Origin of the sequence: Pseudoalteromonas sp. HL-AS1 (assembly GCF_031198785.1) — a bacterium.
GTDB classification, from domain to species: Bacteria; Pseudomonadota; Gammaproteobacteria; order Enterobacterales; family Alteromonadaceae; genus Pseudoalteromonas; species Pseudoalteromonas distincta.
In genome coordinates, this window is the sequence record NZ_CP133569.1 from 1,005,933 (window position 1) to 1,020,731 (window position 14,799).

General features: G+C 38.7%; 12 protein-coding genes. 5 read left to right on the top strand and 7 right to left on the bottom strand.

Going from position 1 to position 14,799, the window contains the following annotated elements; genetic code table 11:
• Positions 1–223 precede the first annotated feature (223 nt).
• The 3 genes from RB214_RS04670 (at position 224) to RB214_RS04680 (ending at position 4,999) form a co-directional block, all read left to right on the top strand.
• Positions 224–1,522, top strand: coding sequence for a PAS domain-containing methyl-accepting chemotaxis protein (locus RB214_RS04670; RefSeq protein ID WP_309168486.1), 1,299 nt, complete (start codon positions 224–226; stop codon positions 1,520–1,522).
• Between the two features lie 133 nt (positions 1,523–1,655).
• Complete coding sequence (locus RB214_RS04675; protein WP_309168487.1) at positions 1,656–3,821, top strand: TonB-dependent receptor domain-containing protein; 2,166 nt, start codon at positions 1,656–1,658, stop codon at positions 3,819–3,821.
• Positions 3,822–4,036: 215 nt separating this feature from the next.
• Complete coding sequence (locus RB214_RS04680) at positions 4,037–4,999, top strand: TDT family transporter (RefSeq protein ID WP_309168488.1); 963 nt, start codon at positions 4,037–4,039, stop codon at positions 4,997–4,999.
• A 2-nt stretch (positions 5,000–5,001) separates the two neighbouring features.
• Here the strand turns inward: RB214_RS04680 and RB214_RS04685 are convergent, their stop codons facing one another.
• On the bottom strand, positions 5,002–5,193 hold the full coding sequence (locus tag RB214_RS04685; RefSeq protein ID WP_309168489.1) for a DUF2986 domain-containing protein: 192 nt from the start codon (positions 5,191–5,193) through the stop codon (positions 5,002–5,004).
• A gap of 248 nt (positions 5,194–5,441) precedes the next feature.
• Here RB214_RS04685 and RB214_RS04690 point away from each other — a divergent pair, with 248 nt between their 5' ends.
• Positions 5,442–6,929 (top strand): dipeptidase, encoded by a 1,488-nt coding sequence (locus RB214_RS04690; RefSeq protein ID WP_309168490.1) that lies wholly within the window; start codon positions 5,442–5,444, stop codon positions 6,927–6,929.
• A gap of 47 nt (positions 6,930–6,976) precedes the next feature.
• Here the strand turns inward: RB214_RS04690 and RB214_RS04695 are convergent, their stop codons facing one another.
• Positions 6,977–7,753, bottom strand: coding sequence for an EAL domain-containing protein (locus RB214_RS04695; RefSeq protein WP_309168491.1), 777 nt, complete (start codon positions 7,751–7,753; stop codon positions 6,977–6,979).
• A gap of 218 nt (positions 7,754–7,971) precedes the next feature.
• On the opposite strand from RB214_RS04695, the gene RB214_RS04700 reads away from it, so the two are divergent.
• On the top strand, positions 7,972–8,157 hold the full coding sequence (locus tag RB214_RS04700; protein ID WP_309168492.1) for a 2TM domain-containing protein: 186 nt from the start codon (positions 7,972–7,974) through the stop codon (positions 8,155–8,157).
• 98 nt (positions 8,158–8,255) lie between these two features.
• On the opposite strand, the gene RB214_RS04705 is transcribed toward RB214_RS04700, so the two are convergent.
• The 5 genes from RB214_RS04705 to RB214_RS04725 form a co-directional block, all read right to left on the bottom strand.
• On the bottom strand, positions 8,256–8,693 hold the full coding sequence (locus tag RB214_RS04705; protein ID WP_024593544.1) for an OsmC family protein: 438 nt from the start codon (positions 8,691–8,693) through the stop codon (positions 8,256–8,258).
• A gap of 130 nt (positions 8,694–8,823) precedes the next feature.
• Complete coding sequence (locus tag RB214_RS04710) at positions 8,824–8,958, bottom strand: DUF2256 domain-containing protein (protein WP_309168493.1); 135 nt, start codon at positions 8,956–8,958, stop codon at positions 8,824–8,826.
• A gap of 2 nt (positions 8,959–8,960) precedes the next feature.
• A complete protein-coding gene (locus RB214_RS04715) occupies positions 8,961–10,490 on the bottom strand; it encodes a deoxyribodipyrimidine photo-lyase (RefSeq protein WP_309168494.1) in 1,530 nt (509 codons plus the stop codon).
• A 445-nt stretch (positions 10,491–10,935) separates the two neighbouring features.
• Positions 10,936–11,928 carry a carbohydrate kinase gene (locus tag RB214_RS04720; protein WP_182673746.1) on the bottom strand — a complete coding sequence of 331 codons (993 nt, stop codon included), beginning with the start codon at positions 11,926–11,928 and terminating at the stop codon, positions 10,936–10,938.
• 63 nt (positions 11,929–11,991) lie between these two features.
• Entirely contained in the window at positions 11,992–14,580 is a 2,589-nt protein-coding gene (locus RB214_RS04725) for a TonB-dependent receptor domain-containing protein (RefSeq protein WP_309168495.1), read from the bottom strand.
• Positions 14,581–14,799: the final 219 nt, after the last annotated feature.

Genomic DNA, 14,799 nt, shown 5'->3' on the forward strand with positions numbered 1-14,799 from the left:
AGTGTTTTTGTTAGGTTTTTAAAATATTAATTAGAAGAAAATACTACTTAAAATTCATAAAATAAAAAAACTATTTATAAAGCAGGCGCCTGTAAGGTATTAAATATTAGCTGAAAGGCTATTTAAAGCTTATATTTACAGTATAGTTACATATTGATATTACATTAATTTGCTAATTTTAGGTCAACAACCCTAGTGCTAATTTACTCCTTAAGGTTTTTATATGTTTGGTATTTCTAAAAAAAACGCAAAAATTGAAGAAATGGAGCTTCAATTAATTCAAAAGCAGTCTGTTTTATCTGCAATTAATAAGCATGTGGCTTATATAGAGTTTACCCCTGAAGGAATAATATTAGACGCAAACCAGTTGTTTTTAAAAACTATTGGTTACAGTAAAGAGCAAATAATTGGTAAGCATCATCGTATGTTTTGCGAAAGAGAGTATGCAAGCTCAAACGAATACAGCAAGTTTTGGCAAGCATTAAAGGCAGGTGACTCTAAAGCAGGATCGTTTTTAAGATACAAAGCGAATGGTGATAAGCTTTGGCTTGAAGCAACTTACTTCCCGGTTGAAGAGCACGGCGTAGTTACTAAGGTTATTAAAATAGCCTCTGATATTACGGCTAGTTACATACAACGAAAGGCACAAGAAGCTATCGCTAGTGCACTTGATAAAGCATTAGCTACGATAGAGTTTACTCCTGAAGGAAATATTTTAAGCGCAAACCAAAACTTTTTAACAACAATCGGGTATAGCTTAAAAGATATTGTAGGTAAGCATCATAAAATGTTTTGTACTGAAGTATTTTATGAGAAAAATCCGCGCTTTTGGAATGAATTAGCGCAGGGGCAGTTTAAGTCAGGAAAATTTAAACGTATTGCCGCCGATGGTTCAGAAATTTGGCTAGAAGCTACTTATAATCCAATATTAGATAGCAAAGGTAGTGTAATTAAAATAATTAAGTTTGCATCAAATATTACCGATCGAATTAATAATAACAGTGCAGTAACTGAAGCTGCTGCAATAGCGTATAAATCGGCGGTAGCTACTGCGCAGACCGCTAAGAAAGGCTCTGAAATACTACAAAGCTCTGTTGCAAACTCCGATGCCATTGTAAGCCAAGTACTTAAGTCAGTTGATTTAATTAAAAATCTTAATGAACAATCAGCTGTTATAGGCTCCATTGTTTCTACAATTAGCAGCATTGCTGATCAAACTAATTTACTAGCACTAAATGCTGCTATTGAAGCTGCTCGTGCTGGTGAATACGGCCGTGGTTTTGCTGTAGTAGCTGATGAAGTAAGACAACTTGCAGCCAGTACGAGTAGTTCAACTAATGAAATAGCGACCGTTGTTAAAAATAACCAAGAGCTCACTAATGATATATCAAGACAAATAACGTCGGTTTCAGACTCTTCAGAGCAAGGCCGGGAGCTTATTGCGAATGTATCTGAGGTCATTAAAGAGATTGAACGCGGAGCAGATATTGTTTCTCAAACGGTCGCTAAGTTAAATACTTAATTTATTATATGACCTTTTAGATTAAACACACCTAACAACATTCTTAATTGATAAAGTGCGACAATATGTCGCGCTTTTGCTTTTGCAGTTCACACTATAATTACGCCAATTATTACAGTGGCATAAATTAACAATGGTTTATAAAAGCAAAACTCAAAAAACTTACTTACTTTCCCCTGTCGCACTTTTTATTAGCGGTGTGCTATCTCCTTTTGCATTTGCCGACGATACGCCTTTAGAAGTAATTGAAGTACACGGACATGCTCAAAATAAGCATTTAGCACTTGGTTCGTCAGAATCGTTATTAAGTGATTTAGGTGTCGATTTTTCAGCCGCGGGCGGCGTATCTAACCTCCCTATTTTAAATGGTTTAATGGGCGACAGAGTTAAAGTGTTAATTGATGGCGCAGATGTTACCGCTGCATGCGCTAATCACATGAACCCGCCACTTTCGTATATTTCGGCTAATCAAATTACGTCTTACAATGTGGTTGCAGGCGTGTCGGCTGTAAGCGCGGGCGGCGATAATATTGCCGGTGTTATAAGCGTAAATTCTATTTCACCACAGTATAGCGATAGCAATGAATTAGATTGGCACTCTGGCTATGTGTCAGCAAAGTACAGTAGCATTGATAACGGGCGTAAACTTGGCATAGGTGCACGTTTAGCAAGTGACACGCTTAGCCTTAATTATCAGGGTTCGTTTAGTGACGCAGATAGTTATGAAGACGGTAACGGCGATGTAGTATTAGATACATTGTATCGAGCACAAAATTATAGTTTAACCGCAGCTATGCGCGATGATAAACAGCAATTAGTGATAAAGCTAACACATCAAAAAATCCCGTATCAGGGATTTGCAAATCAGTATATGGATATGACCGATAACAAGAGTTTCGGTGCAATAGCTCAATACAAACGCTCCTTTGAAAACAGCGAGCTTGAAGGGCAAGTTAACTGGCATAGCGTAAAGCACGAAATGGGTTTTTTTAGTGAAGAAAAAACAGGCATGATGCGAATGAAAACCGATGCACAAGATATAAGTACGCAGCTTAAATGGCGTATTGCCCTTGATAAAAACAGCAGTATTTTACTCGGTCAAGAATATTACAATTACAGCATTGATGATTGGTGGCCAGGTATCGAAGGCTCAACTATGATGGGACCAAACGATTACGTAAATATAAATAATGGCAAACGAGAGCGCATAACGGCATTTGCTGAATACGAGAGCCAAATAAATACAAAACTGTGGTTAAACGCAGGCGTACGTATTGAAAGTGTTAATACCCAAGTAGGTGAGGTTCAGCCTTACAACGATGGTATGAGCATGATGGATATGGACGATATGAGCGACATGGGTAGTATGGAAAGTATGGCCATGAGCGATATGTCTACAGATAACACTATTGCTGCACAGAACTTTAATGCTGGCGACAGAGATAAAACAGACACTGTAGTTGACGCTAATTTATTAATTAACTACCAAATAACAAATAATGATGAGCTACAATTTGGTCTTGCCCGTAAAAACCGCGCGCCTAATTTATACGAGCGATACAGCTGGGGCGTAAGTAATATGGCAACCACCATGATTGGTTGGTATGGCGATGGTAATGGCTATATTGGTAACCCTGATTTAGACGTTGAAACAGCGCATACTTTAAGTGCTACTTATATTAAATCGGCTAAAGATGACCGTTGGCGTTTAAGCACTAATGTTTGGTATACCGATGTGAATGATTATATTGATGCTGATATTGTAAGAAGCTTCAATAGTTATGATTTGGACAACACAGCGCGTAATATTTTGCAGTTTACTAATGTAGATGCCATTTTATATGGTGCCAAAATAGATTTAACAGCCAACATTTATGAATCTAAGCAATTAGGTAACTGGCAGTTACACGCTAATGTTACTAATACGAGAGGCAAGCGCGACGATACTAACCAGCCGCTTTATCAAATTAAACCACTGCAAACCCAGCTAGGTATTAGCCAGCAAATGGGTCGGTTTGAAAACGCATTAACTTGGCAGTGGGTAGATACTAAAACCCGTGTAGATAATAATCGTTTTGAAAACCAAACAGACAGCTACAGCTTGGTTAATTTAAGCTCTAAAGCCACATGGGATGCATTAACGCTAAGCGCAGAAGTGAGTAACGTGTTTGATGAGTACTACCAACTCCCATTAGGTGGCGTAAGCATTGCAGCACTTAAACAAGATAGCAGCAACGGGTTTGAACAACTTGCAAGACAGGGGCGCTCATTTAATATAAGTGCTAGCTATGCGTTTTAATTAACCTCATATTCAAATTTAAAATAAAGCAAAAGCCATAACCATGTTATGGCTTTTTTGCGCTTTAATAATTAAGCCGTAAGCTTATTTTTTATGAAATATTTGTACGCAAAAAGCGTTCTATTAAGCACGCTTATACTAATTTCACAGCGTTATTTTAAGGCAGTGCAGTAAAAAGCAATAACTTGTTCATCACCCAATGATTAGGAAATACAGTGTTTAAGCAATTTAAAAATAAAGTGATGGGTGCGCCAACAGCTATGGCCGGTTTAGCTTTGGGTATTGCTAGTATGGGGTGGGCATGGGAAAATGTTTTTAACTTAAATAATCACGGGCAATTTTTGGGAGCGCTACTCGCCTCTGTATTAATTTTACTTTTAGCAGCCAAGTTTTTACTGCACCCTCATTTATTAAAAGCCGATTTAGCACACCCAGTTGCAGGAAGTGTGATCCCTACATTTGCTATGGCTAACCTTGTTATTTCAAACTCAGTTGGGCAATTTAACCCATTAGTTGGCGACATTATGTGGGTTTTAGCTTTTGTGTTGCATCTCATATTTTTGGTGAGCTTTTTATACCAGCGAGCAAAAAAGTTTAATTTTGAAGATATGGCGCCCAGTTGGTTTGTGCCACCAGTGGGGATAATTATTGCAGATATTACTTTTTCGGGAAATCCAACATTAGCGTGGTTAGCTTATAGTGCTTTAGTTATTGGTATATCAACGTACGCTATAATGCTGCCAATTATGTTTTATCGTTTTTTATTAGCATTAAAAAGTGACTACGAAATACAGCCAACACTTGCCATTTTAGCTGCGCCTGCCAGTTTAACATTAGCGGGGTATTTTCATATTGTAGCTAATCCATCACTTGTTATAGTGGGGGCATTATTTATATTAGCGATAATAAAAACACTGATTGTTTATGTGTTATTTATAAAGTTATTACGCAGACCTTTTTCGCCGAGCTACGGTGCTTTTACATTTCCAATGGTTATTGGGGCAACTGCATTATTTAAAATGAAAGACTGGATGCAAAGTATAAACCTCGCAATGCCATATGTAGATACAGTTAATTACTTAGCTACGTTTGAACTTATAGTTGCCACGGCAGTGGTATGTTATGTAAGTGGTCGGTACTTTTGCCTCTTTAAATTATCAAAGCAACAGGTAACGTAAAGTTACTCTTGGATTACCTCTGGCTCATTACTTTCTTGTTCAGCTAGTTTTTCGCGCTCAGCTTTTGATACATAAGAGGGTTTGTTGCTTTTATGCAATTTAGCGTTAGTGCGTTTATCTTTCTTTTGAAATTTAGTGACGATTTTTTTACGACGGTTCACAATTAAATACTCTCTTAATTTTAAGTCGCGCATTATACAGTCATCCTCATAAAAGCTGCTATATAAATATTTAACATGAACTCTGGGCAAGAGATTTACTTGGCCTATTGCAAGTAAGTTCAACGCAGTTAGCGCTGAAAATAGCTGCTTGAGATAGATTTATTATCCAGAGTTTCGGTTATTTACCTTAAGTTACCTATGTGCTGGCGTAAAGAGCTATAAGTAAGCGCTTCATAGCGTTATAATTACCGCTCTTAGTTATTAATTAAATGGGAATTGTTTTGAAAAAGTTAGCTTTAGCCAGTATTGCTTTATTTGCATTTGGCGCACATGCGCAGTTAAATAAAAATATTGATAGCGTTGCCGATTACGCAGTAAATACCTACCAAAATGCTCAAATACACACACTAACTAACTTAGTGGCTTTTCCAACCGTTAATAAAAGCGACATTAGCGCTCCTCAAAATCCCGATTTTATTGGCTTTAAAGCACTTTTAAAAATGAAAGCCGCAGAGCTTGGTTTCGACTATCAAGATTTAGGCTACACCGTATTAATTGGTATGGGCGAGCAAAGCGAAAAAGTAACGGTAGTAACCCATGGCGACGTGCAACCTGCTAATGCTAGCAAATGGAAACAAAGCCCTTTTATTATTGATACATCTGAACCGGGTAAATTAGTTGGTCGTGGTACTGAGGATGATAAAGGTGCAATAACGACAGCGCTTTACGCCATGAAGGCAATTAAAGATAAAGGCATAACGCTTAATAACCGTATTGAGCTGATGATTTATCTTGCTGAGGAGTCTGATTGGGAACCGCTTACTAAATTCATGAAAACGTATGAGCAACCAAAATATGCAGTAACGATTGATGCATCATACCCTGTAGTGGTTGCCGAGAAAGGTTGGAGCTTAATTGCACCTACTTTTAATGCAACATCACCACAGACGGGTTTATATGTAAGCGATGTAACTGGCGGTGCGTTTAGAAGCCAAATTCCAGAAGACGCCAGCTTAGTTCTGCACAATGCAGGCGCGGCACTTATTAATACATTAAAAGCAAAAGCTAAAACATTAAATAAAGTTGAATTTAACTTTAGTGAAAAAAGTAATGGCTTAGCAATAAGCGTTAAAGGTATGTCGGCGCATTCATCTGAGCCGGAGTCGGGTATAAATGCCATTGCTTATTTAGCTGAGTTATTTAAAGGTGTGGAGCTTGAAAATAACAGTGACGGCGAGCTAATCGACTTTGTGAATCAGTTAATTGGTTTAGACATTCACGGTAAACAATTTGGCGAAATAGCTTACAAGCACGACTTTATGGGCCCAATGACAGTGGCACCAACAGTTATTGAGCGTGATGGTAATGCGCTAACACTCGCTGTAAATGCACGTCGCCCAATGGGTAAAGACGAAGCTGTATTACAAAAGCAAATTGATGATGCACTCGCTAATTGGCAAGCTACTAACAATGTAACACTTGCTAACATAGAAACAATTATTGGCACACCGATGCTACTTGATGGCGCGCCGCATGCGCAAAAGCTGCTTGATATTTTCAAGCATTTTACGGGCGACGAAAAAGCTGACTTTGTATCAATAGGTGGTGGCACTAACGCAAAGCTGTTTGATAATGCGGTATCGTTTGGCCCTTCAATGCCAGGTAAGCGCTACACAGGTCATTCAGAGCATGAATTTATGACACTTGAGCAACTTGAACTGAATTTACGTATGTACACAGCAATGATGATAGAGCTTGGTAATATGTAGTTTAAACGTACTTAGACTCAATAAGGTTTAATAATAGGTGTTGAGTACTAATCAGCACCTATGTCCTTAAAATTTACCTCAGGCAAGTTTTCAAAGCTTGGTTTGGCAAATAAATACCCTTGCATAAGTTCAACACCTGCGTTTTTAAGCCACTTATATTCTTCTACCGTTTCAATGCCTTCAGCCAGTGCGGTTATGTTTAAATCGCGAAACATATTTAAGCAATGAGTTACTATTAGTTGGCGTTTTTTGTCGTTGTTAATATCGCGTATTAGCGCCATATCCAGCTTGATAATATCTGTTTGAAAGTCAGCCAGTAGATTTAAACCAGAATAACCTGCACCAAAGTCATCAGTGGCGGTTTTAAATCCGAGAGACTGATAGTAATCAACAACGCGCTTTATGTGTGCGGTGTCTTCTATTTTTTCTACTTCAGTAAATTCAAACATAATATTTTGAATTGGGAAGTTATATTTTTTTGCAGCGTCTAGTGTAGTGCGTATACATCGCTCTGGTTTATAAATAGCATTAGGTAAAAAGTTAATGCTTAGCATTGATGTTATGCCAAGCTTTGCGGCTAATTGAATGGCTTTGATGCGGCAAAGCTGATCAAATGCATAGCGGTTGTCTTCATTCACTTTTGAAATGATTGAATAAGCAGACTCGCCATTTAAACCTCTAACCAATGCCTCATATCCATAAATTAGGCGAGTTTTACAGTTTATAATCGGTTGAAAAGCCATTGAAAAATCAAATTCGAGATCGTTAGCGTCAGCACAGTTACTACACGTAACTTTTTCACAATCTTTTGATTTTTCGCTCATTTAGCTCATCCTCTTATGTTTATTTGTTTAGGTTAGTTGAGATTAGATTCTAACACAAATAGATTAAAGTATTGTTTTTTATGTTTTTATACATAATAAATAACTATGTAATTAAATGAAAAGTGATGACTAATGTCAGACCACTTAGTGACATTTAGCAGGTGTGTATGTTGCTTATTAAAACAATAATAGCGACATACATTACTTGGAGAATATAAATGAAAAATACAGTGACATTAGGTAAAAAAATTAAAGTATATTTACTTATTTTAACTTTGCTAAGCGTTATAAATTTACTAACTTCGCCTAGTTATATATGGGTAGTATGGCCAGCAATTGGGATGGGAATAGGGCTTGTAGTAAGTACTTTGAGTAGGAATGAATCTAGAGATATTTCTTTATAATAAGCAAGCCAAGTAATTACTTACTTGGCTTTTTTAGTAAGGGACTGTCTACATAGTTAAATCTAAATAGTTAAATTTAAATAATTAAGTCTAAATATTTAAAATGCTGATTGAAGAGTCGCATCTAGTGATATTTCGGTATTTAAGAGTTTTGAAATAGGGCAGCTCTTTTTAGTTTGCTCACATAAAGCTTGAAACTGCTCATTTTGAATATCATCAATACGCGCTTTTACCTCAAGGGCAATATGCGTCACCGAAAAACCGTCATCTACTTCATCAAGGCTTACAGTGGCTTTAGTATCAATTTTATCTGCGGTAAAGCCTGCATCACCTAATGCAAGTGAAAGCGCCATACTAAAACATGCACTATGCGCTGCACCTACTAATTCTTCAGGGTTTGAGCCTGCCTCATCTTCAAAGCGGGTATTAAAACCATATGGTTGTTTATTAAGCGCGCCACTTTGAGTTGATATGCTACCTTTGCCTGTTTTAATGTCGCCAGACCATGTTGAACTTGCCGTTTTTTTAATCGTCATCATCTTCTCCTTGCTTGAGTGTAAGCTTTTCAGGTTAGCTAAGCGTTATTTACAAAATAAACTTATATAAAGCCTTAAAAGCACTAATTACTGATGATGCTGCAAAATAGACGCCAGTTAATTATTACTCTTATTTATTACGCCTGCAGCGCTCTGAACAGAAAATAACGTTATCCCAGTCGCGCTGCCATTTTTTACGCCACGTAAAAGGTTTATTACAAATAGGGCATTTTTTCTGAGGTAAGTTTAGTTTTTTGTGCGCCATGCTTACTTAGCCTTGCTATTACTTTTAGTATCCGTTTTACTTTTTGTTCGAGTAACTTTTTGAGTACCCCCAACGTGCTTTTTAAGAATCCTCCCTATGGCGCGTTTAACATCGGCTCGCTCACGGTATTGCCATAAGCGTTCGCGTGCTTCTTTTGAGGCTGCTGTTAAATCAAGCATCGGTTCGGGATAATCCTCCCCTAGCTTAAAGTCGTTAAAGAGTGCCTCCATCGGAGTTTGCTCCCAAGGCTGATGTAAATATTCAATAGGGAGTTTTTCAAGCTCGGGGCACCACTTTTTAATAAACGAACCTGTTGGGTCTTGATCTTCTGATTGTTTAATTGGGTTGTAGTGCCTGATGGTGTTAATGCCTGTTACCGAGGCTTGCATTTGAATTTGCGGATAGTGAATTCCGGGCTCAAAATCTAAAAAGTAATTAGCGAGCGGAAAGCTTGCTTGCTGCCAACTTATATTTAAATGATGCGTGACAAAGCTTACAAGCATGGCGCGCATTCTAAAGTTGATATAACCGGTGGCTTTTAAGCAGCGCATGCAAGCGTCAATAATGGGAATACCTGTTTGACCTTGCGCCCAGCGTTCAATATCGTTTTTAACATGTTCATCATCGCGATACGGAAATACATGGTAGCCTGGATTAAGGGCTAAAAATTCCATAGAGCACTCGCTCTCAAACTTTTGCATAAAATGGCAGTGCCAATGCAAGCGCGATACAAACGCTGCTAGTGGGCGTTTCCAGCCTCTTTTATCAGGGTGTTTTGAATGATATTCATCAATGGCCATTTGATACACTTGCCTAAGGCTAATATTCCCCCACGCTAAGTACGGCGAAAGTCGGGAGCAATGTGTTTGGCTTAAACTTGGGCTCGATATTCCCCTTTGATAACCTTTACCGCGCTCGGCAAAAAAGCTCTGCATTACAGTTCGCGCATGCAGCGGGCCACCTTGTTGAAAGCTGTCGTGATCTTGCGTGTAAGCGCTTGGTAGCTCAGGTGTTTGGTAGTTATTGAGGGTAATTGTTTTTATACTCTTCCAATTAGGAACAGCAATAGGTGCTTGCATTGTTTGCTGCCAGCGTTCGTTCCAATTATTACGATTTTTTTTGCCGCGAATTACCGCGCCTGTTTGCGACTCTTGCCAATTAATGTGGTTATGCTGGCACCATGCTTTTATTGCCTTATCGCGCTCAAAGGTGTTGTTTAAGCCTATTTCTTGATGGCTAAAAATATTAACTATTTCAAACTGCGTCTTTAACGATTCAAGTAAATCGCTCATATTTAAATTAAATATATAAACACAGGCGTTAAAACGCGCTAGTTGCTTGTTTAACTCAACTATTGATTGATATACAAAGCGCCAGTGCCGCTCATTGTAGTGTGCATCTTCGAGCAGTAATGGCTCAAAGTTATAAAGTAATAGGGTCGGTAAGCCATTACTGAATGCATTTTTTAATGGTTGATGATCGCTAAGACGCAAATCACGTTTAAACCACACGATGTTTATTTTTTCTTTCATACTGGCAATATTAAAACCGTGGCATTATAAATAATAAGACAAAACCAATACGTATTAAATGTAAAAGAAGACTAGTGTAAAAACGATTTAGATATAGGCAACTCATGTTAAGGTGATACTAAAATGAGTCGCCAATAAAAGAAGTATTATAAATAGGGAGAATTACCGTGATACTTAAGCAATTTTGGCACTTGCAGTCATGTGAGAGTACACCTATTAAAGCTTCACCAATTGCAACTACTTCCATTATCTTTTCCTAAAACTTGCGGGGGTATCGCTTTGTATGACGATACCCTCAGTTAGGGTAAAATTAAAAACGCTTACCAATAGTAAAGCTAAAGACACGAGATATGACAACGCGCGCATTAAATATAATTGATTGATCTGCTACCGTTTCACCTGAGTGAAACTTCCCTCTGATAAGTTTCCTGAGTTATTTAGGTTTTTAACATCGACACGAAGATTTAAGGGTACTCGCCGAGATATCATGGAATGTAGGTAGGGCATCAAAGGCTCCAAACGTTGCTACTGTTTTGGCTCCGCATTTAGTAGCAAAGTCGATAGCCTTTGAAACGTTAGTAAAGTTATTTGCCCAGTCAGTAAATTCTGTTTTATTACTCACTAGCGAAGATATTTGATATAAAAAACCACCTACAAACGCATCGCCTGCAGCTGTGGTATCCACAACATATGCCTGAGGGCAAGGATAAGTACCACTAAATGAGCTAGATGAAAAAGTAATAGGCTCGCCACCATCGGTCATTAAAACTAAAGCTACGCCACTATCTACCCAACTTCTAATAGTGGTATCAATATGCTCTATTCCATAAAGCGAGATCAGCTCATCTTTACTCGCTTTAATAACATCAACTGTTTTAGCAACATCCTCAATAACAGATTTAGCTGTGAGTGGTTCATCCCAGAAGGCTGAACGAAAGTTAATGTCAAAGCATGTAACCGAGCCTGATTCTTTAAAGTGTTTTAGCGCATGTAAGGTTGTATTTAATACTAAAGGTTTTGCAAAAGAGCCTGAACAAAAACTCACAATTTTAGGTGTTGAAAATAAAGAGGGCTCTAAATCGGTTATTTGTAAATCGTAATGTGCAGCATCTTTATCGTAAAATTCAAATGTACGTTCACCGTTTTCATCCAACGATACGAACGCGAGTGCCGTCTTCCCTTTTTTTGAAAAGCCAACATAAGATGTGTTTACATTATACATTTTGAGTGCATTTATTAAAAAGCGACCAAATTTATCATTGCCTACTTTACCAAGCAAATAACTTGAACCACCAAGCTTTGCTACGGCTACAGCAACATTAGCGGGTGCGCCTCCGGCAAACTGTGTGAAGTCTAGTTCGCTATTTGATGCCTTATTGTGCATGCAGTCATGTGAGAGTATATCTATTAAAGCTTCACCAATTGCAACTACTTCCATTATATTTTCCTAAAAATTGCGAGGGTATCGCTTTGCATGAAGATACCCTAGATTAGAGTAAAATTAAAAACGCTTACCAATAGTAAGGCTAAAGGTACGAGGTAAGACAACGCGCGCATTAAATGTAGTTGCTTGACCTGCTACCGTTTCACCTGCGCGAGGATCTCCCTCTGATAAGCCTTCTGAGTTATTTAGGTTTTTAACATCGGCACGAAGGTAATAACCGTCTTCGTTTTCAAGGGATAAACCAAGGTTTAACATGCCATACATAGGCAGTTCTGCTGTGTTGGCGTCGTCGGCATAACGTTTACCGCTCCAAGAGTAGCTACCATGAATAGCTGCCATACCCCACGAAAAATCTTCAAACTGATAGCTACTAGTTAATTGGCCAAAGTGCTTAGGCACACGTACAGGTAAGTTGCCGTTTATATCAATAGAGGCAGAGCTTCCATTAGCATCCAAGTATTGCGCCGCTGGTGTGTTTACAAATTCGGGTGATTGGTACGTTGCAGATACACCAATGCGCCAGTCTTGGGTGATTTGCAGGTTAAATTCGGCTTCTACACCTAAGGTTTCTGTGTTTCTAAAGGCTTGACGTTGCACTACTTGACCATTTTCAACAGTAGGTACATTAAAGAATAAATCATCCGCACCGGCGAAGTAACCGGTTACAAATGCTGCGACATCACCTTCGTTATATTTAATGCCCACTTCGGCCATTACCGTTGAAGTTGGTTGTGTTTCACGTCTCTCAGAGTTATTAAATTGATTAATTTCCTCTTGACTAGTTAGGTTGGTAATCGCCATGTATTTATCTACATCAGGCATACGAAAACCATCTGCATATCGAGTGAATACCGCTAAGTCGTCGTTAAATTTGTAGTTAGCTGCAACTGTCCATGCCATTTCGTTGTATTCAACATTAAAGTTTCGGTAAGTCCCATCACCAAAGGGCAGGGTAATATTCCCATTGACGGTATCAGTATCGCTGGCAAAACTGTCAATTGTGTAATTAGCTTGGTTTTGCGCTTCCCCATCTGCTTTGAGGGTTTCGTACCTTAGGCCCAGATTAAACGACACATCTTCAAGCTCGTATTCAAAGTCAGCAAAGGGCGCCAGGGTATTTTCACTATAAACAATATCGGCAAAACCATGTGATCCAGCCTGAATACCTTTGTAAGTACCGCTGGCAATGTCAAGACCTTGTGCATCTGTAAATACAACATCTAAGCGCTGCGGCAGGGGCTCTACTGATTGCAGTGTATTAATTCGATAGTCGGTAACATGGCCATTAATATTAGAGAAGAATAAGCCAAAATTAGCATAAAGAGTCCCTTCGCCTACATCATCAAAGGTGTAGTTGAATCTGGTTTCGTTTTGAAAGTTATCGCCTTCAAAACGTCTATGCCAAAAGCCTGCGTTTATTCCGTATCCATTGGTGTTGTAGGTATTTACGTTGCTTGAATCAGCCAATACAAAGCCGTTTCCTGCATCGCGTATATCGTAACTTAGGTTACCATCAACCATGGCACCTGCAAGGACATCAGTATTTGCAGCATATATAGCTTGTGCTTTACTAGCTAACGATTCGGCGTTACCTACGTTAATGATGCCGGAAAAGGTTGTTAGCATATCGGTATAACGCATTTGATTTGAAAAGACTAAGTTTTCGTTAATTTCAATTTCGGTTGTATTGCCAAAGTAGGTCACATTAGCGTAGTTACCATCTGCAATATCTAAGTCAATGTCGCCGCTTGGGGTGTTATTAAGAGTTAATAAACGCGCACCTGCTGAGTTACCGGTGGTGCCATCTCTGATATCCATCCCGCCTGGGATTGTTTTAGCATTGGTGGTTGAGCCTATTAATGGCTGAGGAATAAAAAAGAATGATCTATCGTTTTGTTTATTAAACTCAAAGCGGGTAAAGCTGCTGCCATCTTTAAAAAAGTGCTTAATATTGCCATTAAGCTCACCACCTTGGTTAGCTGTATACCCCGGATCGCGTGCGGAGTCATCCTTGCGATACCAAGCGCCAACAGCATAGGTTGTCTGATCGTCTATTGATCCGCTAACCCAACCTTGTCCACCTAGGCGGTTGTTGCTGTTGGTTTCAAAAAACACATCACCTTGGGTATCATCGGAGCCTTCACGAGAAATAAAATTAATAAACCCAGCTGGCGCGCTACCAACAAAAATTGACGAGGCACCACCACGAATAGCTTCAACGCTGCCAACAAAATTAGACAAACGGGTAAAGCGATCATTTTGAGTAAATAAAATATCTTGATTATAAAACACGGTCATACCATCACGAAGTAGTGCTGTAAACTCTGTTTGCGTTGATAACGGAAAGCCTCGTGGGGCTACGTTGTTACCGGTTTCTCCACCGGTGTCTTCGGCATGAAAACCAGGAATACTTCGCACTAATTCAGCAACACTGTGCGGAGCCAATTGCTCTAACTTTGCTTCGTTAAAGGTAGTTATTGCATTAGTTGATTCGATTTTCTCTTTTGGCCGAGATGTTCCCGTTACAATGATGCGCTCAAACCCTAAATCACTTTTTGCTTCTTGTTGCTCTTGTGACAAGGCGTTAGGGGATATGGATAGACCTACAGCGACTGCAATTAGAGTCATTTTTGCTGATACTTTCATTTTTCTGTTCTCTCTTTGTTGTGTGTGTATACAAATTTGCGGTTTTATTAATCAAACATGTCAGTGTTATCAAATTTGTAAATAGAATGTAGAGAACTTAAAATAATAAATCAACTATTATTACTTATTATTTTTTGTACAGCTTTTTGATTGTTTGAGTGAATTTTTTACCTCTGATAAAAAATAAATAAGCAGCCAACGTTACCGATGGCTGCTTTT